General features: G+C 41.2%; 18 protein-coding genes. 4 read left to right on the top strand and 14 right to left on the bottom strand.

Features of this window, described 5'->3' with window-relative positions; all coding sequences use genetic code 11:
• Positions 1 to 36: 36 nt before the first annotated feature.
• Complete coding sequence (gene katG, locus D7322_RS19740; protein ID WP_121126063.1) at positions 37 to 2316, bottom strand: catalase/peroxidase HPI; 2280 nt, start codon at positions 2314 to 2316, stop codon at positions 37 to 39.
• Positions 2317 to 2584: 268 nt separating this feature from the next.
• Here katG and D7322_RS19745 point away from each other — a divergent pair, with 268 nt between their 5' ends.
• Complete coding sequence (locus tag D7322_RS19745; protein ID WP_121125957.1) at positions 2585 to 3166, top strand: DUF4126 domain-containing protein; 582 nt, start codon at positions 2585 to 2587, stop codon at positions 3164 to 3166.
• 82 nt (positions 3167 to 3248) lie between these two features.
• Here the strand turns inward: D7322_RS19745 and D7322_RS19750 are convergent, their stop codons facing one another.
• The 8 genes from D7322_RS19750 to D7322_RS19785 all read right to left on the bottom strand — a co-directional run bounded on the left by D7322_RS19750 (position 3249) and on the right by D7322_RS19785 (position 10717).
• Positions 3249 to 3701 (bottom strand): Hsp20/alpha crystallin family protein, encoded by a 453-nt coding sequence (locus D7322_RS19750; RefSeq protein ID WP_121125958.1) that lies wholly within the window; start codon positions 3699 to 3701, stop codon positions 3249 to 3251.
• A gap of 108 nt (positions 3702 to 3809) precedes the next feature.
• The gene (locus D7322_RS19755; protein ID WP_121125959.1) at positions 3810 to 4103 is read right to left on the bottom strand and encodes a hypothetical protein; all 294 of its coding nucleotides are present in this window, start codon (positions 4101 to 4103) and stop codon (positions 3810 to 3812) included.
• Between the two features lie 251 nt (positions 4104 to 4354).
• Positions 4355 to 4693, bottom strand: coding sequence for a hypothetical protein (locus tag D7322_RS19760; RefSeq protein WP_077436740.1), 339 nt, complete (start codon positions 4691 to 4693; stop codon positions 4355 to 4357).
• Positions 4694 to 4703: 10 nt separating this feature from the next.
• Positions 4704 to 5261 carry an RNA polymerase sigma factor gene (locus D7322_RS19765; RefSeq protein WP_220700129.1) on the bottom strand — a complete coding sequence of 186 codons (558 nt, stop codon included), beginning with the start codon at positions 5259 to 5261 and terminating at the stop codon, positions 4704 to 4706.
• A gap of 221 nt (positions 5262 to 5482) precedes the next feature.
• Positions 5483 to 6469 carry an FAD:protein FMN transferase gene (locus D7322_RS19770; protein WP_121125961.1) on the bottom strand — a complete coding sequence of 329 codons (987 nt, stop codon included), beginning with the start codon at positions 6467 to 6469 and terminating at the stop codon, positions 5483 to 5485.
• Positions 6470 to 6510: 41 nt separating this feature from the next.
• On the bottom strand, positions 6511 to 8709 hold the full coding sequence (locus D7322_RS19775) for a PepSY domain-containing protein (RefSeq protein WP_121125962.1): 2199 nt from the start codon (positions 8707 to 8709) through the stop codon (positions 6511 to 6513).
• 6 nt (positions 8710 to 8715) lie between these two features.
• Positions 8716 to 9201, bottom strand: coding sequence for a DUF2271 domain-containing protein (locus D7322_RS19780; RefSeq protein ID WP_121125963.1), 486 nt, complete (start codon positions 9199 to 9201; stop codon positions 8716 to 8718).
• Positions 9202 to 9205: 4 nt separating this feature from the next.
• Positions 9206 to 10717: an ankyrin repeat domain-containing protein gene (locus D7322_RS19785; RefSeq protein ID WP_121125964.1), complete on the bottom strand. Its 1512-nt coding sequence runs from the start codon at positions 10715 to 10717 to the stop codon at positions 9206 to 9208.
• Positions 10718 to 11025: 308 nt separating this feature from the next.
• Here D7322_RS19785 and D7322_RS19790 point away from each other — a divergent pair, with 308 nt between their 5' ends.
• Positions 11026 to 11973: an alpha/beta fold hydrolase gene (locus D7322_RS19790; protein WP_121125965.1), complete on the top strand. Its 948-nt coding sequence runs from the start codon at positions 11026 to 11028 to the stop codon at positions 11971 to 11973.
• A 109-nt stretch (positions 11974 to 12082) separates the two neighbouring features.
• On the opposite strand, the gene D7322_RS19795 is transcribed toward D7322_RS19790, so the two are convergent.
• The 4 genes from D7322_RS19795 to D7322_RS19810 all read right to left on the bottom strand — a co-directional run bounded on the left by D7322_RS19795 (position 12083) and on the right by D7322_RS19810 (position 18465).
• A complete protein-coding gene (locus D7322_RS19795) occupies positions 12083 to 13174 on the bottom strand; it encodes a family 43 glycosylhydrolase (RefSeq protein ID WP_245971390.1) in 1092 nt (363 codons plus the stop codon).
• Between the two features lie 50 nt (positions 13175 to 13224).
• A complete protein-coding gene (locus D7322_RS19800; RefSeq protein WP_245971391.1) occupies positions 13225 to 15069 on the bottom strand; it encodes a glycoside hydrolase family 2 protein in 1845 nt (614 codons plus the stop codon).
• A gap of 28 nt (positions 15070 to 15097) precedes the next feature.
• Positions 15098 to 17143, bottom strand: coding sequence for a beta-L-arabinofuranosidase domain-containing protein (locus tag D7322_RS19805; protein ID WP_121125968.1), 2046 nt, complete (start codon positions 17141 to 17143; stop codon positions 15098 to 15100).
• Positions 17144 to 17301: 158 nt separating this feature from the next.
• Complete coding sequence (locus D7322_RS19810; protein ID WP_121125969.1) at positions 17302 to 18465, bottom strand: aldose epimerase family protein; 1164 nt, start codon at positions 18463 to 18465, stop codon at positions 17302 to 17304.
• A 173-nt stretch (positions 18466 to 18638) separates the two neighbouring features.
• Between D7322_RS19810 and D7322_RS19815 the strand changes: the two genes are divergently transcribed.
• Both D7322_RS19815 and D7322_RS19820 read left to right on the top strand, forming a co-directional pair.
• Complete coding sequence (locus D7322_RS19815; protein ID WP_183078778.1) at positions 18639 to 21794, top strand: ligand-binding sensor domain-containing protein; 3156 nt, start codon at positions 18639 to 18641, stop codon at positions 21792 to 21794.
• A 2-nt stretch (positions 21795 to 21796) separates the two neighbouring features.
• Positions 21797 to 22564 carry a response regulator transcription factor gene (locus tag D7322_RS19820; protein ID WP_245971392.1) on the top strand — a complete coding sequence of 256 codons (768 nt, stop codon included), beginning with the start codon at positions 21797 to 21799 and terminating at the stop codon, positions 22562 to 22564.
• A 277-nt stretch (positions 22565 to 22841) separates the two neighbouring features.
• On the opposite strand, the gene D7322_RS19825 is transcribed toward D7322_RS19820, so the two are convergent.
• On the bottom strand, positions 22842 to 25019 hold the full coding sequence (locus D7322_RS19825) for a hypothetical protein (protein ID WP_121125972.1): 2178 nt from the start codon (positions 25017 to 25019) through the stop codon (positions 22842 to 22844).
• Positions 25020 to 25178 lie beyond the last annotated feature (159 nt).

Consider the following 25178-nt stretch of genomic DNA (forward strand, 5'->3'; position numbering starts at 1 on the left):
TTTTTAACTTACCTCATGGGTCAATTGCCATACTGACTACCGATGGAGATCAAAACGATCCAACTCCATCACCTTATTCCAGGAAGCGATAAAATCTTTAGCGAATTTTTCTTTCGCATCAGCACTACCATAGATTTCAGCAACAGCTCTTAATTCAGCGTTAGAACCAAATACCAAATCTGCGCGTCCAGCAACCCATTTCTTTGCGCCCGTTTTACGGTCTGTTCCTTCAAAGAGCTCCCGATCTTGAGAAATTGCGGTCCAAGCTGTCCCCATATCCAATAGGTTCACAAAAAAGTCATTGGTCAACTGTCCAGGGCGTTCGGTCAGCACACCTGTCTGAGAGCCATCAAAATTAGCCTGAAGTACACGCATACCACCGATTAAAACGGTCAATTCAGGAACAGATAAGGTCAGTAATTGTGCTTTATCAATCAATAATGATTCTGTAGAGACTGTGTAGGAACCCTTCCGATAGTTTCTAAAGCCATCAGCAATAGGTTCTAAATATCCCATTGATTCTACATCAGTTTGTTCTTGAGAAGCATCCATACGTCCCGGATTAAACGGAACTTTAAGCGCGTGTCCACCAGCTCTTGCCCCTTGCTCGACTGCTGCGGCACCGGCTAGGACAATTAAATCGGCTAGAGATATTTTTTTACCCCCCTGTTGCTTACCATTAAAGTCCTGTTGGATCTTTTCCAGTACAGTTAGCACTTTTTGTAATTGGGTTGGGTTATTAACCTGCCAATAACGTTGTGGCGCTAACCGAATTCGAGCTCCATTTGCGCCACCACGCATATCAGATCCCCGGAATGTTGAAGCCGAAGCCCATGCCGTCGTCACCAACTCAGAGATACTAAGACCTGAAGCCAAAATAGTCGCTTTTAAATCTTCAATATCATGTGCATCGACCAAGACATGGTCCACAGCTGGAATAGGATCTTGCCATAACAATTCTTCACTTGGCACTTCAGCTCCAAGATAGCGTTCACGTGGACCTAGATCACGGTGTGTCAATTTGAACCAGGCACGAGCGAAAGCATCCGCGAAAGCATCCTGATCTTCATAGAATCTACGGGAAATTTTTTCATAAATGGGATCAAAGCGCAAAGACAGATCTGTTGTCAACATCGTCGGTCTACGTTTTTTATTTGGATCAAAAGGATCAGGAACAGTGGCTTCCACTCCCTTGGCTACCCATTGGTGTGCGCCGGCGGGACTTTTTGTAAGCTCCCATTCATTTTCAAACAGGTTTTTAAAAAAGAGGTTCGTCCATTCTGTGGGTTTCTGAGTCCAGATAACTTCCAGGCCGCTGGTAATGGCATCAGTACCGACCCCTGTACCATAGCTGCTTTTCCATCCGAGCCCTTGTTGTTCAATCCCAGCAGCCTCAGGCTCCTTACCAACATTATCGGCTGGTCCTGCACCATGTGTTTTTCCAAAAGTGTGTCCACCTGCAATTAGCGCAACAGTCTCTTCATCGTCCATCGCCATACGACCAAACGTATCTCTGATATCTTTTGCCGCTGCTATAGGATCGGGATTTCCATCTGGCCCTTCTGGATTAACATAGATCAGTCCCATCTGGACGGCTGCCAAAGGTTTTTCGAGATTGCGGGAATGTTGTTTGCCATCTGCGTCATCGTCCGCTGATAAAACACCATGCGATTCAGCAACCCCTTCAGAGCCATGTGCATAACGTACATCACCACCTAACCAGGTCTTTTCCGATCCCCAGTATACATCCAATTCTGGTTCAAAAGCGTCCACACGCCCTCCTGAAAAGCCAAAGGTTTTAAATCCCATTGATTCCAATGCAACATTTCCCGTTAGGATCAATAAGTCTGCCCAGGAAATATTCTTACCATATTTTTGTTTGATCGGCCACAATAATCGACGGGCCTTATCCAAGCTCACATTGTCTGGCCAACTATTTAAAGGAGCAAAACGCTGCTGTCCGGTACTAGCACCACCACGGCCATCACTTACACGATAGGTTCCTGCACTGTGCCAGGCCATTCGAATAAATAAGGGGCCATAATGTCCAAAATCTGCCGGCCACCAGTCCTGTGAATCTGTCATCAATGCATGCAAATCTCTCTTAACGGCTTCCAGATCCAACTGTTTGAAAGCTTCAGCATAATCAAACCCTTCATCCATTGGATTTGATTGTGTCGCATGCTGTCTCAAAAGATCCACACGAAGTCTATTTGGCCACCAATCTTGATTTTGGGTTCCCCCTCCCGCAACGGCGTTGCGCATAGTTCCATTGTGAAATGGGCATTTGCTAATGTCTTTTTCGTTGTTGTCCATATTAAAAGAAAGTTTATTTATATAATACCTTAAATGATCAAATTGTTTGACTTTTACTTTCATAAAATTAAACAAATACACGATCCCCTGCTCATCGAATCACTCGATATAATATAATCAAAATCTATAAACATAACTAAACATTATAAATACAAACAGTTACAACGAACACAGGATACCCATTTATTCAGACCGTTCACTAGAATTTTAAAAACAAAAAACACGCTTTTTTTATTCTACAAATAGAAAGAACTAACATTCATTTGTCATGGGGGAATTATCCACATACCTAGTCAGTGCATTTATCGGTATAAGTCTGGCTGCGGCAACAGGTTTCCGAGTTTTTATGCCTCTGTTTTTGCTCAGCCTGGGCTGTCGTCTGGAATTATTTCAGGTAGGTAATGAATGGGCTTGGGCAGGTTCTAATTTGGTCCTGATTACGACAAGTATAGCAATGATTATTGAAATTGCTGCTTACTACATCCCAGGTGTGGACAATATCCTGGACACAATTTCTATCCCCTTGGCAATGATTGCAGGCACCCTGCTTTTTGCCATACAGTTTACCGATATTTCTCCATTTTTTCGTTGGTCAGCTTCCATTATTGCTGGCGGAGGAACCGCTGCAACGATCAGTACCGTACTGGCTGGTACGAGGGCAGCTTCCTCAATCGGTACGGCAGGTCTTGGAAATTTCATTATTTCGACTATGGAGACCATTGGTTCCTCAGTCTTAACCATTTTGGCTGTATTCGTTCCTTTTATGGCTATTTTGGTCGTTTTCGCCTTATTCTATTTCTTCGGGAAGTTTGGAAAAAAACAATTGCAAAAGAAGTTCAAAAAGAGTTGAGATTAGCTGGTATACAAAAGGTCCGGTTTCCAAAAAATCCGGACCTTGCTTTGGCTGTTATCAGCCGTTATAGTTTGTTCACCTAGTCAATGATAACCTCTTGTGGTCTTTTTACCTTGTCAAGATCCTTGGGAAGAATGACAGTTAATACACCATCTTCGAAACTGGCATGTACGTTATCTGTAAGCACTTGTTCATTTAATTGAAATTCACGCTCAAATGCAGTACCCAAATGCTCCTTATAGATATAAGCTGTCGCATCGTTTGTATTTTCTGTACAGGAAATCGTTAAGATTCCTTCATTTATACTCACCTGAAATTGCTCTTTCTTTCGGCCGGCAGCAAATACCTGAACTTCGTAGAACTCAGAATTTTCAGAAATATTTACAGGAACAAATTGCTGCCCCTCTCCGCGCTGTCCTGCTTCGCCTTCAAAAAAATGCTGTTGAAATTTTTCAAAACGGTCTTTGAAATGTTGACCGCAAAATCTATTTTGATTTGAATATCTGCTGGAATAATGATCTCTTTTAAACATGTCTTTATTTTTTAAGTAATGAATATTGTGTATTGCGCAATGAGCAGTCCAAGGGACTTCACTATTGCCGCTATTTTATGTTATTTGGTTTTATACCAAGTCCTGATATTAGTATACCGGAACAATTGTCGCATTCTTAACGCGTTGTTGTTTGTGTAAAGGAACGATTGCAGTATTCGTCCTCGACGCACTGTACATTCCGGGATGGACCGGAGCCCTGTCCATTTTAAATGAATGCATTTCTCTCCTACGCATTTTGGCCATTGCAAAGCTTCCTATTCCGAATAAGATCGTTGCAACCAACAACAGCTTAAAGATCGCTCCCATAATCAAGCTGGCTAAACCCACTATTACCGTCAATGCAATCAAGCGTGGTAATATAAATCGAATTTTATTTTTCATTTTTCTTTAATTAAATTGTTCTTTAAACCCAAAATCTGTCAATCCACCTATTGGTAATCCTATTCCTTATCCGATATACTTCTTTCGTTGTCAATTTCTCAACCCGTATAATTGTTGTATATCGCTAGTAACAGATCATCGCGTCCTGTCATTACCTTTACAGTGTTTCTTTAGCTTTTGGCATAAAAAAAGGCGCCTTTATAGAAGAAGACGCCTGTATCAGGTTTTTACTTTAAAAAATTTACTTTTTTTTAGAATCCGCATCGTCCACTGAAACGACGTTTCCATTCCTCCCGCAAGCGCTCCCTTTCCTCTTCTGAAAGATCTTCATGGCGGCCCATATCAGGGGGGAAATTTTTACGGAACCCGCCTCTTCCCGGCTTACCAAATCCACGTCCAAATAGAATGCGTGATAGCACAAACAGGCCGAACGCCTGCCAATACGTGATTGCCTTTAAACTGAAAATATCACACATCAATGTATTCCACAGATATTGCAACAAGGCTACCAGCAAGAAAACTCCAATGATAATGGCAACAAATACGAAAGCAAATTTACCTTTTCCCTGTCTTCTCATTCTTCTATTCATAGCTTTATTTTTAAAATTTTAATTCTTCATACAAGTTCCGCAAACGTAAACGCAGATGTTTTACAGCATAGCCCTTTCTGCTTATGATCGTTTTCAGATTTTCATTTTCCATGTCGGCAATCTCCTGTAAGGTTTTATCTTCAATTTCATTGAGCATAAAAACCCGACGTTGTTTCTCGGGCAATTCTTCGAGGGCTTTCATTAATTCATCCCAGAAAATGTCTTTGAATAATTTAAGTTCAGGATTGTTCGAATCATCGGACAGCAAAAACTGACGTATCGGGAAAGCAGTGTCAGCTTCCTCTCCATCCCCCATTAAATCATCAAGCGATTCATCTTTCTTTTTTCGGTAGCTATCGGTAATCTTGTTTCGCGTGACAGCATACAACCATGCCCCCGCATTTTCAAGTTCGTCCATATTGGTCAAACGGCTGAATTGATACCAGACCTCCTGCAAGATATCCTCGGCATCTTCGGTCTTTTTGACCTTTCCTTTTACAAAACGCAGTAACTGCCCCCCATAAGTCTTGACGATGTCTGTAAATGATCTGGAGTTTTTTTCTGCCATATGATTTTGGTATGCAATGTCCATAGCTACATAGACGAACCAACAACGCTTTTACTCTAAATTATTTGCATCTGTATATTTTGTTCCTGTGATACAGCTATCAGATTTATTCATCGCCTGTATGTTTTAAGCGGCATTCATAAACTAGTTTCGCTCGGTTATTCACTTTCTTTGTGATTATTCATTCACAATTTGTTTTTTAGCTGTGTTCCTGAACTCATTTACTCATGCTTCCGCTTATCCCAGACAACCTTCCCTTTGTCTGTAATAAAGATAAAACGATAATTTGGAAAATTATGGATTAATTTTTTCCCTTCTTTTTCACCGAGTACCATAATGGACGTACTCAGGGCATTGGCTATTTCTGCCGATGGTCCATAGATTGTTACCGAAGTCAGTCCGGTAGCTGGATATCCGGTGATGGGATTAATAATATGGGAATAACGTTTCCCATTGATTTCGACATATTTTTCATAGCTGCCTGAGGTCGCTACCGCCATTTCATTTAAGTGAAGAACCCGGACCATCTGATGTGATTTGAAGGGGTTATTCACTCCAATCTTCCAGGGCTCACCATTGGGTTGGCTGCCCCAGGTCGATAGATCTCCTGAAGCATTGACGATTCCGGCAGTGATTCCACGGGCTTTCATGATCTCCCTTCCCCGATCCGCCGCATACCCCTTTCCGATTGAGCCAAAGCCAATCTTCATACCCGGAAGTTCCAAGAAAATAGTCGAAGCAGCACTATCCAAAACAATATGTTTATAGCCAACTTTGGCAACCGAACTTCTGATCACATCGGCAGAAGGCATCGTATCCATACTGCCATCAAACTTCCATATTTTATCTAAAGCAACAATGCTAATATCAAAGGCTCCTTGTGAATTCCGGCTGTATTGAATTGCCCTTTTGGTCAGGTCAAATACTTCGCGGTCAACTTTAATAGGTTTAATCCCTGCATTGCGGTTGACCTCCGAAATCTGCGTATATGGACGCCACTCCGAAATCAGGTTTTCGATACGTTCAATCTCTGCAATGACTTCGACAATATGCTGGTTAGCCTGTACGCTATCCCGATCAACTAGGGTGATCTCAAAAACAGACCCCATAAGGGTCACCTGCTTTTTGAGCTTTACCTGTGAAAAACCGTTAGCGGCGGCTATCAACCAAAATATTGAAATCAGTAGATACTGCTTATAATAATTCATTACACATTGTCAAAATAAATGATAGCATAAGATTGTCATGTTTAATAACAATCTGTCAGGATCTGTCCATTTTCTTTGTAGACGCTGATCGATTTGCCTGCACTTGCCAGCAGTAGCTCGTTTAACGTTGCTTCGACATCCTGTTGCATACGGAGTGAACCACATAATAAGATACAACCCTGCTGTTCGAGCAATTCAACAAAATATCTACCATCCTGACGGATCAGATCCATCACGTACTGCCCCGGCTGTTCACGTGAAAAAGCCAGCTGTACATCGTTCAGTTGCCCCAGTTTTTTTTGTTTGTCGGTAAATTCCAGGTATTCTGCCGTCATTTCATTTTTTTTGCGGAAGCCTGCATAGAGTTTGACAGGTATTTTATGCTGATTTTCCGCAATCATACCCAAAAATGGTGCTATACCGGTTCCATTTGCAATCAAGGCCACAGCAGGTGCTGCCTTTGGAAAATGAAAACTTGGATTGACCATGACACGTGCCTCCAGAACCTGATCAGCTTTTAGTTGGTATAGAAATCCCGAACCAAAACCATCAGGAAATAGCTTGACGACTAATTGAACCATCCCATCCTTACATCCAATGGAATAGAAACGTTCCCGTTGATCCTGCGCCGGATAGATGGCCAACAAATCTCCGGACTGTGCTTTCATTTTTCCAAGTGGCTTTAATAAAAGTGTAAAGGTACTGTTGCTCTCCGAAACAGCTGATCGGGCAATCACTTTAAATTTCTTCAATCCAACAACTTTCGAGCTGTATATCGCTGGAGCAGAAGCCAAGGCAATATTGGTATATTCACTCCAATGATGTACCCATGAAATCAGTTCATCAACACTTTTGTCATTGACCGTATGTGGGTCTATCAGTCGGGACGCCCATGCTTGCTCGCCGAGCAACTTGTCTAACGTATACGCATAAGCACAAAAATCAGGATATGCTTTCGATCCAAAACCGAGCACAGAGAAATTAATCGTTTGCTGCTGTGGATAGGCTAAAAGCTTTCTTTCAAACTGAGTCGCATTGGAAGGCGCTGTCCCTAGACCGTAGGTGGACGTAAACAGCAAAAGATGTTTTGCTTTTGGAAAGCACTGATAGTGGTTCATCCCGAGCAAAAGTGATTTTTTACCGTCCGCCAACAGCTGTTTGTGAATCTGATTGGCAAAAAACAAGGTACTTCCATTCTCAGTACCTACCAGAATAATAATTTCAGCGTCGGCCACCTGATACTTATTCCTGATCTTTGTTCGTGTACGTTTGAAGGTAATGACAAAACCTGTATAAATAAAAAACACAATATTCAATGATGCAAGCCCCAAAATGATGGCCCATATCATATTGGTCTTACCCGTGTGAAGATCGAGCGAAAATTGTTCTGCAAGTGCAGTAAAGGGATACTTGACTTCTTTATGTACAGCACCGTTCAATTGATTTACTGTCAACTCCCGGTCTTTCAGTTTGAGGATATAATACTCGTCAGGATCTCCTTCCATAAAAGGAAACTCTACCTTCACGACATCGTTAAGTTTCGTTTTCTTGAAGATCGGAAAATCGGATATCGTCCGTTCCTCGGTCTCATTTTCCTTTACTGGATATTCAACTGTTTGGTTTGTCTTCTTCAACAGTTCGATTCGGACCATAAATAAATAGGTCCCCGTCAAAGCCAAAATTAAAATGGGTATCAGAAACAACCGCCCTGAAACAACATGAAAATATTGTGCGAAGAAATCCCGATTGATCTTGGCAAAGAAATGTCGAACGCCTTGTTGACGTTTGATAATCAGCACCAAACCTGAGATTGTAATCAAAAATAGCAGAAAAGAAGCGATGCCAATAATAATTCGGCCTGTCACCTTTAAGAATAAGGAACGATGCAGGGCCGTAGTCCATTGAACAAACTGTGTTTTGTTCTTTTGCGCACCCAGATATTTGCCGGTTTGCGGGTCAATATATCCTTTTACAGTATTTCCCTCAGCATCTATGGCATCAATGCTCACAAATTCATTGTGGTCAACCGAAATTTCAATAATTTCGGGATAAACCTTTCGCAGACCAGTAATAGTCTGCGAAAGATCCAAAGAATCTATATTTTCTATTCGATAGGGTGGTATTTTTTCATTGACGGCGTCAATGGCTAAAATTACTCCCGTGACCGATAATAAAAGTAAAAAAACAGAAGAAACAAGAGCTAAGGCTAAATGTGCATACCTCCAGACAGATACCAACATTTTTTCTTATTGTACTTTATTTAATTTGACAAGCTTAATGTATCCCTTACCATTCGCTTTTTCAGTGATCGCCTCTTTTGTTAATGGGATTTCTACATCTGTGGTATGATATTTCTGTTCTTCGACAGCAGATTCAAAGCGAAGTTTATACCCTTTGTTGAATTTAGACTCGTCTATTTCCAATGTACGCATCGCACGATCGCCTCCACCAACGGAAGCACCGGTCACTGCACTCAGCTTTTCTTTGGTTTTAGCCTGAAATTTATACCATTCTTTCAATGTATTATACCATTGTTTATCCGGCCCCAATACGGAAAGTGTTTTTTCGTACGCTCCCTTCGGGTTTATGAGTGAAATAACGACATAGGCTCCCTCTCCTTGATAGGCGTTCATCTGGATCATACATTTATACTTACCTGTTTGGGCAAATGTGCTGACAGAAACTGCAGAAAACAAAAGTGTGGTCAGTGCGATCTTAATTATAGTATTCATCTTATTATTTTAAAAAGTCCAACTGTACATTTCCTTTTGACAAAAAGTCATTTTCTTTGGCCAAATCGTATGCGGTTTCATCAAATTCGGTTTTCAGTTCTTTTTTTGCTCCCAAAGCGACCAATGTTTTCAATAATGAATCGTCTTTGGCAATCAAAGCTGCTTTATGTAGTGCTGTGGTTCCTTCTTTATCCTGAGCATTGATATCTACCCCCAGTTCACTTGCTTTCTGAATGAGGTTTGTGCTTTCTTTAGCAACGGCAAGATGATAGAGTGTGCTACCGTTTTTCTGTGGTGCGACCACATCCAGTCCACCCGCTTTAAGCACAGCTAACTTTTCTTTAAAATCATCTACCTGTGGGCTATTGGATTGCGTAGCCTGTTGCGGACGTCCACTCTGCGGAGCCTCCCTAAAAGAATTGAACCAGTAAACAGCTAAGTTGTTACCATCCTTGTCCAATAATTTGGCATCCGCACCGTTTTTAATCAAGAGTGCTGCGATCTCAGCTGTACCATTACCCACCGCCTTGGTCAATGCAGATTCACCTTTTTCATTCACAGCATTCACATTCTTTGCTTTGGAAAGTAGCAATTCCACTAATTTTGCGTCTTTGCCATTCGCCGCAACCATAAGCGCTGTATTGCCTTCATTATCCGCTTTTGCAACATCAACTCCCTTATTTAAAAAGTAATCGATCACCGCCATATCTGGACGGCGTACAAGCGTGTGTAATAAAGTCGCACCGTCTTTATTGATATATTTAGGGTCCAATTTAAGTTTCTCCACCAAATAAGTATAAGTCTCCAGTCCATTTGATGCTTGTCTAGATCCCTGTGTAGCAAAAAACAACGCATTGTTTGTCGGTTTTACACCACGGTCGATAAACTTTTCGACCAACGGCATGTTACCTAATTTCGCCGCATAATCTGTTATTGTACGTCCATATTCATCTTTATCTTGTATAGAAAGTCCTTTTTTGGTAAAGTAATCTGTCAATGCAAGATCTTTATCCGCAGAAGCAGCCAGCATCATTAACGTAGCTCCACCTTCATATTTTTGTTTTGGGTCTACACCAGCTTTAAATAAAGCATCATAAACAGCGGTATTGGTATTTCCTGTCGACGCAGCATAGGCGACGATCGGGTAGCCATGGCTATCCTGGTAATTGACATCGGAACCTTTTGCAATGAGATAATCCACCAACTCAGCATTACCACTTGAAGCAGCCCAATGCAGATAACTCCGGCTATGGTGGGTTTTCTTCGTTACACTATTTCCTTCTTGCTCAATCATGAATTTGACAACATCTGTCGGAGCTGCATTTAAAATAGCCATCGTTACGGGATCAAAAGATGCCGCATTCGGTTGTGAAGGGCTATTTCCTTTTGTAATTTCCTCCTTAACTATAGCCAAAGTAGGTTTACCTTTCCAAAACTCACCATTCATCAAAGAATTTGTCTGTGCTTGTGCGTAAGATACCGCTAAAAGTAAAGCTGCTAAAAGTGTCTTTTTCATTAGAAACGTATTTTTTATTGATAATGAAGTCATCATGAACAATAGCTATTCCCGCTAGCTGTTTGTGAATATCGGATGGCTCTTGCTAACCTCAGCTAAATGCTATTATTAAACCGAAGAACCAACCTCTTATTTAAATTAATTCTAAATTACTGCAAATCTATAAAATATTCCGGTACTAAAAAATTAATACGGGTTAAATTTCCCCATCGTATACCTCTTTAGGCTTTTTTTCCAAACCCGACAAGCCCAACTTGCAAATCCAACAAAATTATCTTAGTTTAAGCTAACACTAAGGAAGCAACAGAATGAATACGGTATCGTCCAATCTTTTTCCAATAAGTTCTTTTGAGGGTAAACCAAGCCATAAACTCTTCTATAATATATTTAAACCTGAGAATCAAAAGGTACGAGGGACAATATTGATTGTTCATGGGATGCAGGAACATAGTGGCCGGTATCAAATGCTTGCCGATCATCTGGCTAACCGTGGTTTTGCTGTACTCACCTATGATCAGCTGGGACATGGGAAAACGGCCTTGAATGCGAATGGATTAGGTTATTTTCAAGAATCTGATCCAGCGGAACAACTCGTGCAGGATGCGCTAACAATGAGCACTTTATTGCAACAAAGCTATCCCGATCAACCGCATTTTATTTTAGGGCATTCCATGGGATCTTTTGTTACCCGTTGCGCCTTACAAGAAGCAGGAGATCGTTTTAAAGGGGCAATAATCGTTGGGACGGGCGCGCGACAAAAGGGATCCACCGCTTTTCGTATGCTGTTGGCAGTTCTCAACTCCTTTGCACCTAAAAAACGAAGCCGATTGATTAACAGCATATTTGATCAGCGTAATAATGCCGGATTTAAAAATGAGCCCAATCAAAATAACTGCAATTGGCTGAGTGTCAACAAAGCGAATCGAATTGCTTTTATCGAAGATTCGCTATGTGGTGGCTTATTTACCAACAATGGCTTTTATACGGTATTGAGTCTATCGCTACGTGCGACAGACAATAAGCTGACAAAAGGTATTCCGAAAAATTTGCCCTTATTATTTATTAGCGGACAAGATGACCCTATTGGCGATTTTGGGAAGGGAGTGGAACAGGCGGCCACTCAGCTGCGCTCGCAGGGACAGACGGATATTACCATCAAACTGTACAAAGGAATGCGCCACGAAATACTCAACGAGGATTGCAGAGAAGATGTTTTTAAATGCATTGATCAATGGCTTGACCAGCATTTACATTAATTGTGGCCTAAGTATTTGGGCTAAGCCATTACTGTAGCTCCACGGATTTCTAGTAGAGAGGAAATACATTAGCAATATTAATCCTATTTCCTTCAAATGTCAATAAGAACTATTTAAAGACAGGGGCGATCTTTTCCACAACACTACTTGTTGCTCCTTCAATCATTGGCCAGTCCTCTTTCCATATTACCCTATCCAATAATAACATGCGGCGATTTCCCCCTGTAGAAACACGGGGCCGCTTGGGGTCCATGGCGTGATAAAGTAGCCAGTCATTGCCCTGCTCGTCGCTTATAATCCGGGAGGTATGCCCCGTGCCCACAAATTTATCATTCCCTTTCAGCAATAATGTTCCACTTCCCCTTTGTCTCAAATCACGGCCTTCCTGATCCAAGTAAGGGCCCTTCAAAGTTTTTGATCGGCCAACGAGGACATGGTAAGTACTTTTTTCGCCTTCACAACAGGAGCCCTTTGAGCCGATAAAGTAATAATAACCTTTTCTTTTGTGGATTACCACAGCTTCAAAATCACCGGCTGCAACCTTAAATTTCTTGTTAAGATCGGGTACCTGCATACCATTGTCATCCAAAGGTACACCATAGGTCCCCTGCGCAGCGGTATCGCTAAAACTTCCCCAGAAGAGGTAGTTCTGGTTATTTACCCTGAAAAAATAGGGGTCTATCGAATTGGGGACATCGATCGATTTACTATCGAACAGTTTGCCCTGATCCAAAAATGGTCCTTCGGGTTTGTCCGCTACTGCCACCCCAATACCGGGATTAGGATCGCCCCAGGTGGAGTAAGCATAGTACATCATATATTTCCCGTTCAATAACACTACATCCGGCGCCCAAATCCCACCTTCCGGCTTCCAGTTTGGCTTGACTGAAAATGCCGTCCCTATCCAGGTCCAATGCACCAGATCTTTTGACTGCAAAATAGAAACTAAACGCTGCCCCTTACCATCCCCCCAATTGTCAGCTGTTCCATAAGCATAAAATAACTTATTCTGTGGATTACGTATAACTGTAGGGTCTGCAAGTATCGGTTCAAAGACAGGATTTATGTAAATCTTGTTTTTAACGGAGGACCGCATGGTCTGAACAGTTTGTGTGACTGAACCTGAAGAACTTCTACATGAGTTCAACAGGCACAGGCACAAAACTCCACTCCAATATTTTAATGAGGTCGACTGCAGCATTTCATCAATTTTATGTTATCCCGATTTCCATTCATTGCGTCCATTTAATACTATTTTGTTGGTGCATGGTATAAGGGCTGATGGGCTGTATTTAATTCCGCTTCAGGCATTTTTACCACCTTACGATCATAAGTCATTAAACCATTGGTTTCCACCTCAACATCTGTCGTCTGTGTATAAACTGCTGCCGACAGTCCCATTGGAATAAGTCGTGTCAGATCACGGATGAGTTGCTTATATCGTTCGAGAAGTTCTGTTTTATTTTTAAAGCTCTGGTACCCCCAATTGTCTTTTTGCTGCCAGGAGTGGCCATCAATCGGAAGGCCCAATCCACCAAATTCTCCAAGTGCCAGCACTTGGTTAGCCCCAAATAATTTTGGGTCTGGCATCGCTGCATCCGGGTAATTGTGTATATCCAATATATGACCCGTCTCCATAAAATTACCACCACTCGCGCTATTTACCAATCGGGATGGGTCATTAGCCATGGTCCATTCGGTAATCTCTTTTGTCTTAAACTGGCCCCAAGCTTCATTAAAAGGCACCCAAATCACAATGCTCGGATAATTATGCAAAACTTCCATGATGGTCTTCCACTCTTTTCTATAGTAGCCCTCAGACTCCTGCGAACGTATTTTGTCCCGATTTCCACCGGATATTTTTCCTGGTTGCATATCCCAATGATTTCCCCCCAGGTCACCACTTGGCATATCTTGCCAGACAAGCATACCGATACTGTCACAATAGCGGTACCAACGCGCTGGTTCAACCTTAATATGTTTACGGATCATATTAAAACCCATTTCTTTTGTCTTGATCACATCAAACTTTAACGCTTCATCCGTAGGTGCTGTATGCAAGCCATCGGGCCACCAGCCTTGGTCAAGTGGTCCATATTGAAAGGTAAACTTATTATTCAATAGGAGCCGCTGTATTCCGTTTTCATCTTTTCCCATTGAAATTTTACGCATCGCAAAATAGCTTCTTGCTTGGTCAATGACCTTCCCTTTCCGGACTAACTGAATTTCTAAATCATAAAGCTTCGGATTATTGGGCGACCAGGCAACCAAATTCGGTACGGCAAGCTCGAAAAGCGTATTTGGTTGCCCCACCTGTTCTTTAATAACCTGAGTCCCGTTTAGTGCCCGCACTTTAATTTCATCTCCGGCCCGGCTACCTGCTACTGTTGCTTGAAAGGCAAGTACTCCTTCATCCAAGTACGGCGTCTGCTTTGTAGTCACAATATAGGATTGTGGTACACTTTCCAGCCATACTGTTTGCCATATCCCGGTAACTGGTGTATACCAAATACCATTCGGACGATTGACCTGTTTACCCCTAGGTTGTGGACCATCGTCCGTAGGATCCCATACACGTATAGCGATTTCCTGTTTGGCTCCCTTTTTGAGAAAACGGGTTACATCCATTGAAAAAGGATCAAAACCGCCTTCGTGCCTACCGACCAGTTGACTATTTACATACACATCACATTGCCAGTCCACGGCTCCAAAATGCAGCAAGACATTATTTTTGTTGACCGACTTGTCCAAGGTAACGGTATTGGTATACCATAATGCCTTATCCTTACCCACTTCCTTACCGACTCCAGAAAGTGCGGATTCAATCGCAAAGGGAACCAAAATATCTCCATCCCATTGTTGAGGTATGTCCTTCACATTGACAGGAGTAATGGCATATTTCCATAAACCATTTAAATTTTGCCAATTATTTGTTCGTACCAGTTGTGGTCTCGGATATTCCGGATGGGGTTGATGTGCAGTCACTTTTTCACCCCATGAGGTCAATATGTGATCCCCAGCCGGTTTCCATTCCTGTGCAAAATTCAATTGTGCAGCCATCATCAAACTGGCAAAAAACAATGTTTTCTTCATCATAAAAATCGTTATATCATTTATATCTTTATTACTTTACTGTCGGAAATGCGGCGATACGCAAACGGGCTGCCCCCATTGGAATCAATTCAACTTCTTTTACGGCTGCCTGACTTTCGACCGGACTCAAGGGCAATACCCCTGTCAATCCATTTTCATCTATTTTCCAACCATCAATTCGTTTCGCTTTTACCAAAATAGAAATGGGCACCGCATCTGCTTCAAATGGAAAGGCATCTTTTGGCCAGGCCCGTTTGACTACTTTCAATTGATCCGGAGCAAGCAATTGATCTTGAACAAGGCCATAATTCCAATCACTTGCCGGAAGGATCTCGTAAGAAGGCCATTTGGTCGGATCAGCAGTTTCCTGCCATTTTGAGTCACCAATTGCCGAAGCTTTACTATCCTTTTGTACGTAATTTTCCTTAATCTTTAGGGCATAGGTCAATGGGCCCCGTTGAATACTCACGGCATTTTTATTCGTTGTCCAGGTATTCAACTCAATGGACATTGGCAACAAAAGCTCAACCTGATCTCCATCTTTCCATTTTCTGTCAATCCGAATATACTTCGCGCCAGCTGCTACGTTCTGTGTCTTTCCATTAATTTTGACCTGTGCCTGTTTTGCCCAGGCAGGAACCCGCAAGTAGAATGGGAAATCAATAGCCTTTCCATTCGTTCCTATTGCGAAACGGATCGATTCTTCGAATGGATAATTGGAGCTTTGTTGAATCTGAATTTTTTTGTTATCTGCGACTTTGATATCCGCGTTGGATGCAGCATAAAGTACCGCAGCAACGCCATTATCGTTTGTTGCCATATACAGGTGTTCTGCATAGTATGGCCATCCTTGACTATGGTTGTGCTGGCAACAGCGTGAACTAAAAGGGTTCATCATCAAAAACGGGCCGTTGTTATCAATGCCCGGAGCATGATTGTGACTATCACTAATGCTCATATTGGGGCTAGTGATATAACGTAGCGCTTTGAAATCAGCTGTTACCGCTGCCGGATACGTATTGAAGGCCACGTCTTCCGCATGATCTGCCCAAAAAGGATCGCCCGTGATTCCCAGAAGGATCTCATTGGAGGCCATCTGTTCGACCATACCGCAGGTTTCGACTCCTTGCCTAGGGTCGGTATATCCCGGACGGGCATTTTCATCGGCACCGAACATTCCGCCCGGCACTTGGCCAAATACCTGTCTGACAAAGTGAAAATTATTGTAAGTCGCCTTCAGATCTTCAGCGGACTGACTTTTGAGATAATAAGTCGCCGGCTCCCTGAAACATTGTGCAACATTGACATTGTGCCAGTTGGGCAAGTCATCTTTTTGCCTCCAGTTGGCCGTATTACGATGGATTTTATCGGCGAGGTCCATCAACCATTCATTCCCTTGAGTCCGATTATAAAGCCAATAGACTGATAATAAATTATCCCCACCGCGACTATTTTCCCAGTAGTCTTTTAGAAAAAAGCTATCGGGCAAACTCGCCTGCCATCTAAAGTAGTTTGTCATTAAGGTTAGCACACGTTGATCAGCACTATATTCGTAATAGGATTGTAGACACCAGAGCATAATCATATTTCCCCATAAATCGGGTTTATTGTTGCGCAGGATCAGGGGGCCAAAGTAGCCATCTGGCCGTTGACTCTTCATGGCTGCCTCCAACCATATTTTTGACTCCGCGATTATTTTTGGATCTTTCAGAATATAGCCCAGATTTGCGTAGCCTTTTAACCAGTAAGGAACTTCTTCCCAGCCATAATCACCCTTTCCGTCTGCGCTCAGCCAGGCATTATTTTTTTTTGATAACCAGGCACTGATCTCACCAAGGTGACCAGTAAGACCATTTTTTTGTAACTCCAAATATTTTCCTAACCAACCTTGAGGAACAATACTTCCTACAGGCAATTTTAGCAGGGCATTCTGTTTTAACGGCAATCGGTTATTAATATAGTTTAGATTTTTACCCTCTACCGGTAGTTGATCAACAGCGACGACGGCATTGCTCTGCGCTGAACTTAGAAAACAAATTCCAATTAAATAAGATAATAGACCTATTTTTTTTGTCATTATTGACTTGATTAGTTTTATAACTGATTATCCAAAAATAAGGTTTAATCAATGAGTTGGACGATTGATTTTTCTCAAAAAACTGCCTATTTGTATCAAAAGAAGAAAGCACATCCCCATAGAGATGTACTTCCAAAACCAATCATTATTAATCTATACTATTTTATTGAAAAACGATACAGGGATTTTGTTTGATAGATCTCTCCGGGGTTTACAATTGTGGTTGGAAAACTGGCTTGATTTGGCGCATCCGGAAAATGCTGCGGTTCTAAACAGAAAGCTGTCCGAAACGAATCTTTTTTACCATTTTTTAACTGCACTTGCTCATTCATAAAGTTACCGCTATAGAATTGAATCCCCGGTTCGGTGGTCAAAATATCCATGATAATACCAGACTTATCTCCCACGACATGTGCGGCCTTATACCATTCACCTTCTTTCTCCTTGCTCAACACAAAATTATGGTCATATCCTTTTCCATAGGTGAGCTGCCTGTCATCGGTATTGAGATCTTTTCCAATAGTCTTGGGAGAGATAAAATCAAACGGTGTTCCTCTTACTTCGGCCAATTGTCCCGTAGGTATCAAGGTACTATCGACGGGCGTATATTGATTGGCAAACAATTGAAGCTGATGGTCTAAAATTGTTCCGCTACCCTCGCCGTTCAAATTAAAATAAGCATGATTTGTTAAATTGATCACTGTCTTTTTATCGGTTTCAGCCCGATAAGCGATCATCAATTCATTGTTGTCATTGAGTGTGTAGGTAACTTCCATCTGAATATTTCCCGGGAACCCTTCTTGCCCATCGGGTAATGTATACGCAAAAGTAAGCGATGATGGGTCCGACTTCTTCAGGGTCCAATGCGCAAAATGTACGCCTCTAAAGCCGCCGTGCAATGTATTAGGTCCATTATTGACCGCCAGCGTATAGTCCTTGCCATCCAGCTTAAATTTTCCTTTTGCGATACGATTTCCGAAAGGCCCTACAATCGTTCCAAAAAATGGTTCTTTGGGATTATTATAATCAACGGCTTTAGAAAATCCCAAAACAATATCACACAATTTACCCGTATGGTCAGGCACCCACAGACCGACAATACGTGCACCAAAATTTGTAAAATAGGCCTGTACACCATTTTTGTTGGTCAATTCGTATAAATAGACTTTTTTGGTATCGATTGTTGTACTAAATGATGCAGTGTCCATCAAGGCTGCAATCGTATCTTTTGGGGTACCTTTTGAACTATTCGTCTGTTGACAAGACAGACAACAACAAGTCAGTATACCGGAAATACCCAGCAACAGCAATTTTCCTTTCATTTATTATGATTTAAATCGTTTATAATCTTTATGGAATGACAACGTGCGTTGTTATCTATATTTTTTATAATTTTATTGGTTACAATACAGATACTAAAATCCAATTTTTTTTTATTTTTTTTGGATTAAATTGTTTCAATTTTAAGCTATTTTGTATCAATAACCAAATGATCATGATCAACCTCAAGCCGCTGCATTTTTTATTTTTCTTGCTGTTGTCTCCTTTGCTGATCCGGGCACAGCCTTATTATTTTAACCATTATCAGATTAATGAGGGGCTTTCAAACAATGCAGTAATCTGTAGTATGCAAGATAGTTACGGATTTCTCTGGTTTGGCACTAAAGATGGTCTGAACCGATTTGACGGAAATAGTTTCAAACATTTTGACGCTTCCACCTCTGAAAAAAACAGCTTAGGAGGCAACAATATCATCTCCCTGAAAGAAGATTTCAGGAGAAGGATCTGGATTGGCACCGACCAGGGAATCTACTGTTACAACCCCATTGATGAACAGTTTAGGTTGTTAAGTAAACAGTTCGAAAATTCGGATGTACCCGTTATCATTACAGATCAAAAAAAACGAATCTGGTTTATATCGAACGGTATGCTCTATTACCATCATCTGATCAGCAACGAAATTAAACAAATTACCAGATCAGATCTCTATATTACGGCAGTCAGTTGCACGAAAAATGGAACTATTTTCTTTGGTACTCCGGAAGGAAAAATTTTCCGGATCAATAATGCCGACGAACCAGTTCTCCTATTAGACTTTCAATTAAAATATGGTGCAAAAGATTGGTTCAGTATCGAAAAAATAACGGAGAACCGTAAAGGGGAGTTATTGATCGGCACTTCCAAATCTGGCGTTTATATATACGATTTAACGAAAAAAAGCTTAAAATCCATCTTAGGCCCAGACCGCTTAAAGCAATTTCTCTATGTCAGGGATATCCTGCAGCCGAATGATACCGAGTATTGGTTTGCAACTGAATCCGGGCTTTTCATTTATCAAATTGCGGATCAAAGTTTTATCAATATTCAAAAAGAACAGGAGAACCCATGGGGTATTTCTGACAATGCCGTTTATAACATTCTCCAGGACAGGGATCGAGGAATCTGGCTTGGGACGTATTTTGGTGGTGTTAATTACTATCATAAGAATAACAGCATAATCGAAAAATTTTTACCTCAGGATAAACCCGGTAGCTTAAAGGGATCTGTCGTACGTATCATTACCAAAGACCCTACAGGCAATGTCTGGATCGGCACTGAAAATGGCGGTTTGTCCAAACTAGACCCTATTTCCGGAAAAATCAAAAATTTCTCTGAAAAACAGGGAAATCTGGCAAACAATAATATTCATGGAATTCTACCCTTTGACAATAAAATATTGGTCGGTACTTTTGTCAACGGACTGGATATTTTTGATCCCGGACAAGAAAAAGTTGTTTACCACATTGATCGAAATAGTTATTCCAACACCGATCTACAGAGCAATTTCCTCTTTTATCTGTATAAAACAAGGAAGGGAGAGATTTTAGCAGCTTCCACCCGTGGTTTGTATCGTTTTAATTTCTCCAATAAATCTTTTCATATCCTCCGAAACGTTCCCGAATATATGTTTTACACAACCGTGCTTGAAGATAAACAGGGAAATATCTGGTTAGGCACCTGGAGGGATGGCTTATTCTACTTCAATCCGACTACAGGAGCTTTCAAGCATTATACGCATAATAAGGAAGATCAAACTTCCCTACCAAACAACCGAATCAATAGTCTATTTGAAGACTCCCAAAAACAGATCTGGGTTGCTACAGAAGGCGGTATGGCCAAAAAGCAGCCTACAGGTAACGGGTTTGAAAAAATAGGCATACATGAAGGTATGCCCAGCAACGTGATCCTGGCTATTCTTGAGGATCAGCAAAATAACCTCTGGGTAAGCACCTCCAAAGGACTGGTCCGTTATCATTTGTCGAATGGAAAAAAAAGGGTTTTTAACTTAGAATCGGGCTTACCGTCCATCCAGTTCAATTACAATTCCTCCTTTAATGATGGGCAGGGCAATTTTTATTTTGGCACGATCAACGGTTTAATCCGTTTTGATCCAAAAAAACTCAATCAGATCACTTATAATACAGGAATTCCGATCTATATCACAAACCTCTATATCAATAACAAAGCGATTAACCAGTATACTGATGGCAATATACTCTCCAAATCCATCCTATTCACGGATAAAATTCAATTGAAACACGATGAATCATCCTTTAGTCTTGATTTTGCCGCACTGCATTACCAAGCCCCCCATTCTATCCATTACAGTTACAAGATGGAAGGCCTAGATAATAACTGGGTTGATATCACCAGCAATCAACGGGCTTATTTCACCAAGCTTGCACCGGGAGACTATATTTTTACGGTTAAAGCTGAAGACCCCAACGGAAATGTTATTCCTACGTCTGCAAGTCTTAAAATTGTTATTCTTCCCCCGATCTGGGCAAGTATACCTGCTTACATCTGTTATGCATTTATTCTTATCGCGCTTATTATATTTATTATTTATCATTTTAATGAAAAGATAAAACAACGAAACCGTCAACATTTACTGACCGTTCAAAATCTTCGCGAACAAGAGCTCTATCGCTCAAAAATCAATTTTTACACGGATGTAGTCCATGAAATACGTACACCATTAACCTTGATTAAAGCGCCCTTGGAAAAACTTATGGACAAGGTCGAACATAATCCAATAACAGACAAGCTCTTGACGACCATGCAGAACAATACCGAAAAATTGATTGCTCTCAGTAACCAGTTGCTGGATTTTAGGCAAGTCGAAACGGAAAGCTTTAAATTACATTTTGAGCTGGAAAACATTAGTCAGGCAGTACAAAAAATCAGCAATGATTTCAGTGTGACGGTTCAAGCCATGGGAAGAAACATGACGGTCACCATCGCTCCCGATATCATGGGGTACATTGATATAGATGCTTTTGATAAAATCTGTTATAACCTGTTCAATAATGCCTTAAAATACTCATTAAAGGATATTGAAGTGAATTTAGCAGCGGAGAAACAGAAAAATATTGCTATATTGACCGTGAAAAACGACGGTGATTTAATTCCTTCAGAAGAAAGGGAACGAATTTTTGAACCATTCAATCGCTTAAAACAAAATAAGAATATTCCCGGAAGTGGTTTAGGATTAGCATTGACAAGATCCTTGGCATTAAAACATCAGGGCAATCTAGTATTTGAAGTCGAAAGTTCACGATGGAATGTATTCCGTTTGACGTTACCGCTAGACCACAGTTCAAACCAATGATTATGAATGCAAAAGCCAATTTATTAGTAGTAGATGATCATGCTGAATTACTTGAATTTATCGCAGATGACCTTAATGAAGATTACCATATTACCACCAGTACAAATGGAAATGAGGCCTTAAATTTACTCGCGTCGGAGTATTTCGACTTAATCATCAGTGATGTGATGATGCCCGAAATGGATGGCTATGAGCTTTGCCAGAAAATCAAGGCAGATATTGCTTATGCACATATTCCCGTCATCTTACTGACGGCAAAAAATAGCATAGGATCAAAAATCCAAGGCTTAGAATATGGTGCTGACGCATACATCGAAAAACCATTTTCGCCTGCTTTTTTAAGAGCTCAAATTGCTAGCTTGCTAAAAAACAGGATTAAAGTCAAGGAATTTTTCATCAAGAATCCGATGTCCCAGATACAGCAAATCGGTCAAAATCAAAGTGATCAGGATTTCCTGCTCAAGATCGAAGAAATCATAATGGAACATCTGGATGATCCACAATTTAATGTAGACCGTATGGCAGACATTCTCTGCATGAGTCGGCCCACCTTATATCGAAAAATAAATCTGGTCTCAAGCCTGTCGCCAAATGAACTGATTAACCTGACAAGGCTTCGAAAAGCGGCAGAGTTACTTAGTTTAAGACAATACAAAGTCTATGAAATTTCAAATTTATTAGGTTATAGTTCAGCCACACATTTCTCCCGAAATTTCCAAAAACAATTTGGACTCAGTCCAACCGAATTCCAAGACTCGCAATTGAAATAGTAAACTATCAAACAGCGGCTTTCATTTTGATACAGATTAAATTTACATCCTGAAAATCAAATCAAATCATTGGCTGTATATTGCCGGATAGGGGCAGAAACTTACCCAGATTCACTGGAGATCGCTCTTAAATGCGACTATAAAATAAGAACCAAATTCACGGGGAATATGGTTCTTATTTTTTTCCAGATATGGCAACTAACGTATAATTAATCTCTAGTTTACAAAATCAAGCTTGCTATCCTCTCCTTAATCTGAAAATCGAGCATCTAACCTATTACCATTTGATATCTACACGTACACCATCGGGATTATTTTCAAATCCCAGCAAATACGTTTTTGTTTTCGTATCCCAATTTGCTTCCAAAAATTCCTCTTTTTTATTCACGAGAACACTCATTGGCTTACCAGGTAATAATATCCGAGAAATGTTTGTGGTATTAATCGGGCTTTTTGCAGTAAATGAATAATGATACCCAGCCGATGTTTCATCGTAAATACGGCTTGCTGAGGCCAGTACCTGTGGCTGTTGTTTGTTTTTTATATGATCTATATTCACAAACAGCCCCTGTTCATTCGGCTGGATATTTTTGGAAGTAACAATGGGCAGAGCCGGATCATAAAGATCAATTAGATTTCCCTTCACCTGATAAGGATCATTGCTCACACTTTCATCCAATACGGCAATCAGATCGTAATTACCGCGCGTCAACGTAAAATAATTTTTAAATTGCAACTTTTCGGATTTAGGATTATTTTCATAAAGGCTCTTCGTCACGTCCAACAGTTTGAGGCTGTTATCGGGTTTGACCACAAATTCTTTGGGGTCTGATCGTAACACATAAAAAGTACCTTTTCCGTAATTATATTTCCCCTCTTCTGCCATACCGGTCTTCAGCCCCATTTTCTCAAATAGATGATCCGATGGCCGCTGGTACTGTTTGCCATGGGTGTTCCACCATTCCCGTACCGATTGAAAAGGATCGAGATCGGTACCGCAATAAATCAGAACACCACCATTTTTCACCCAATCTGCAAGGTACTGATGCGCTTCGGGAGCTAGGGGTTTCATATTGGAGTAAGACATTAGGAGTACCTTCGTCTCCGCCAGAGCATCCTTAATTCCTAAATTCTCCAGATGAACTGTTTTTATGGGCACCCCACGTTTTAGAAAAGGAAGAGCAAGACCGTAAAAGTTGGCCAGTTGTGGATCGTCATATCCGGCATGCGTCGGAAAACGCTGAAACATCAACGAATTTGCCAGCAGGACACTAATTCCTGTCGATCCGGAAACTTGACTTGCCGTTTTTGGCATATTATTCAGGCTATTGATCATTATCTGCATCTGAGTCGAATAATGCCGCGGTATTTTTTCCTTTTGGTCGCTATCGGGACTTGTCTTATACAGTCCCTCATAGATACGTTCGGGCCAGGGCATCACTTCATAATCAGCGATATTCGGATATAGCAGCTGCGCTGTGAACGTAGCTTGGTAATTTTTCTTATAATCGGCCCAATCTCGCGGCCAATCTTCGATCGGGTCCGTCAGGAAAAACATCTTTCGTCCGGTGGGTGCGGTCATAGATTCCATTGCACCGTACTCCAAAAAAGCAGTTTCGAAAACACGTTCTTTCGCGACACCATTAAAATAGTTGGGTTCACGCGAAGTCCCTGTCCATACCTGCGCGATGTAACCATCCACACACGGAAGCGAAGCCAAACTCGCTTCAGGACTGACGATCATCCACTGCGAATAGTTGATCAAGGAATGCGTGGGCACATAGCATTTTACGTCCATTCCCTTGGTTTTCCCGTACGACTTCGCATAGGTAAACACTTCATTCAGTGCATTGAGGTATAAAGCATACTTTAATTTATTCGATAAGTAAGTATTTTCTGGCGATTCATGCTGCGGTCGCCACTCAAAACCATAGTACTTTTTCCATTCTTTCTTAAATGATTCACTGTAACCCGCGCGTGCCCAGAATTCCGGTTCTTCCATAAATATGGCGTCAATCCCAGCATCAATAACCCGCTTAACATGCAGCTCTTTGATGTACTTTAAATAATTTGCTGTAGGAACAATATAGGGAACCATATGACCATGCCAGATGGTATCACCTTTTACGTCAACTTGCCCCTCATCCAAGTGCATCTTTCCATCCCATTTTCCTGTAAAGTAATCTTGATACTCGCCCCAGGCAATCCCGGTCATAAAATGGGTAATATATCCCTTATCACGCCAAGATTTCACGCGCTCTTCAAATGGAATCTTTCGAGACTTGTCAGATGGATTCCCCCCTGTTCCATAGACCATCACCGCGTCCGCCCGGTTGTCAATGGTCGGGCGCCATTCTCTGGAACTCTGAAATGTCGTCTTTACGGGATCTTTTCTTTGAGCGAACAAAGGAAGCGTCGTCAGCGTCAATAAAGCGAGTATATTCGTTTTAATCATAATCTATTGTTTATTTCCATTGCTATTACTTATCGTTTACTTCTGCATTTTTTATACTATGCAATATGATTTTATCATGTTTATTGGTCTACCAGCTGAACCAGTTATTCAAAATCCAACTGCAACATTGATCTTTTAAACAGACCGGCTCAACATGGT

The organism is Sphingobacterium puteale, from assembly GCF_003627955.1.
Classification (GTDB): Bacteria; Bacteroidota; Bacteroidia; order Sphingobacteriales; family Sphingobacteriaceae; genus Sphingobacterium; species Sphingobacterium puteale.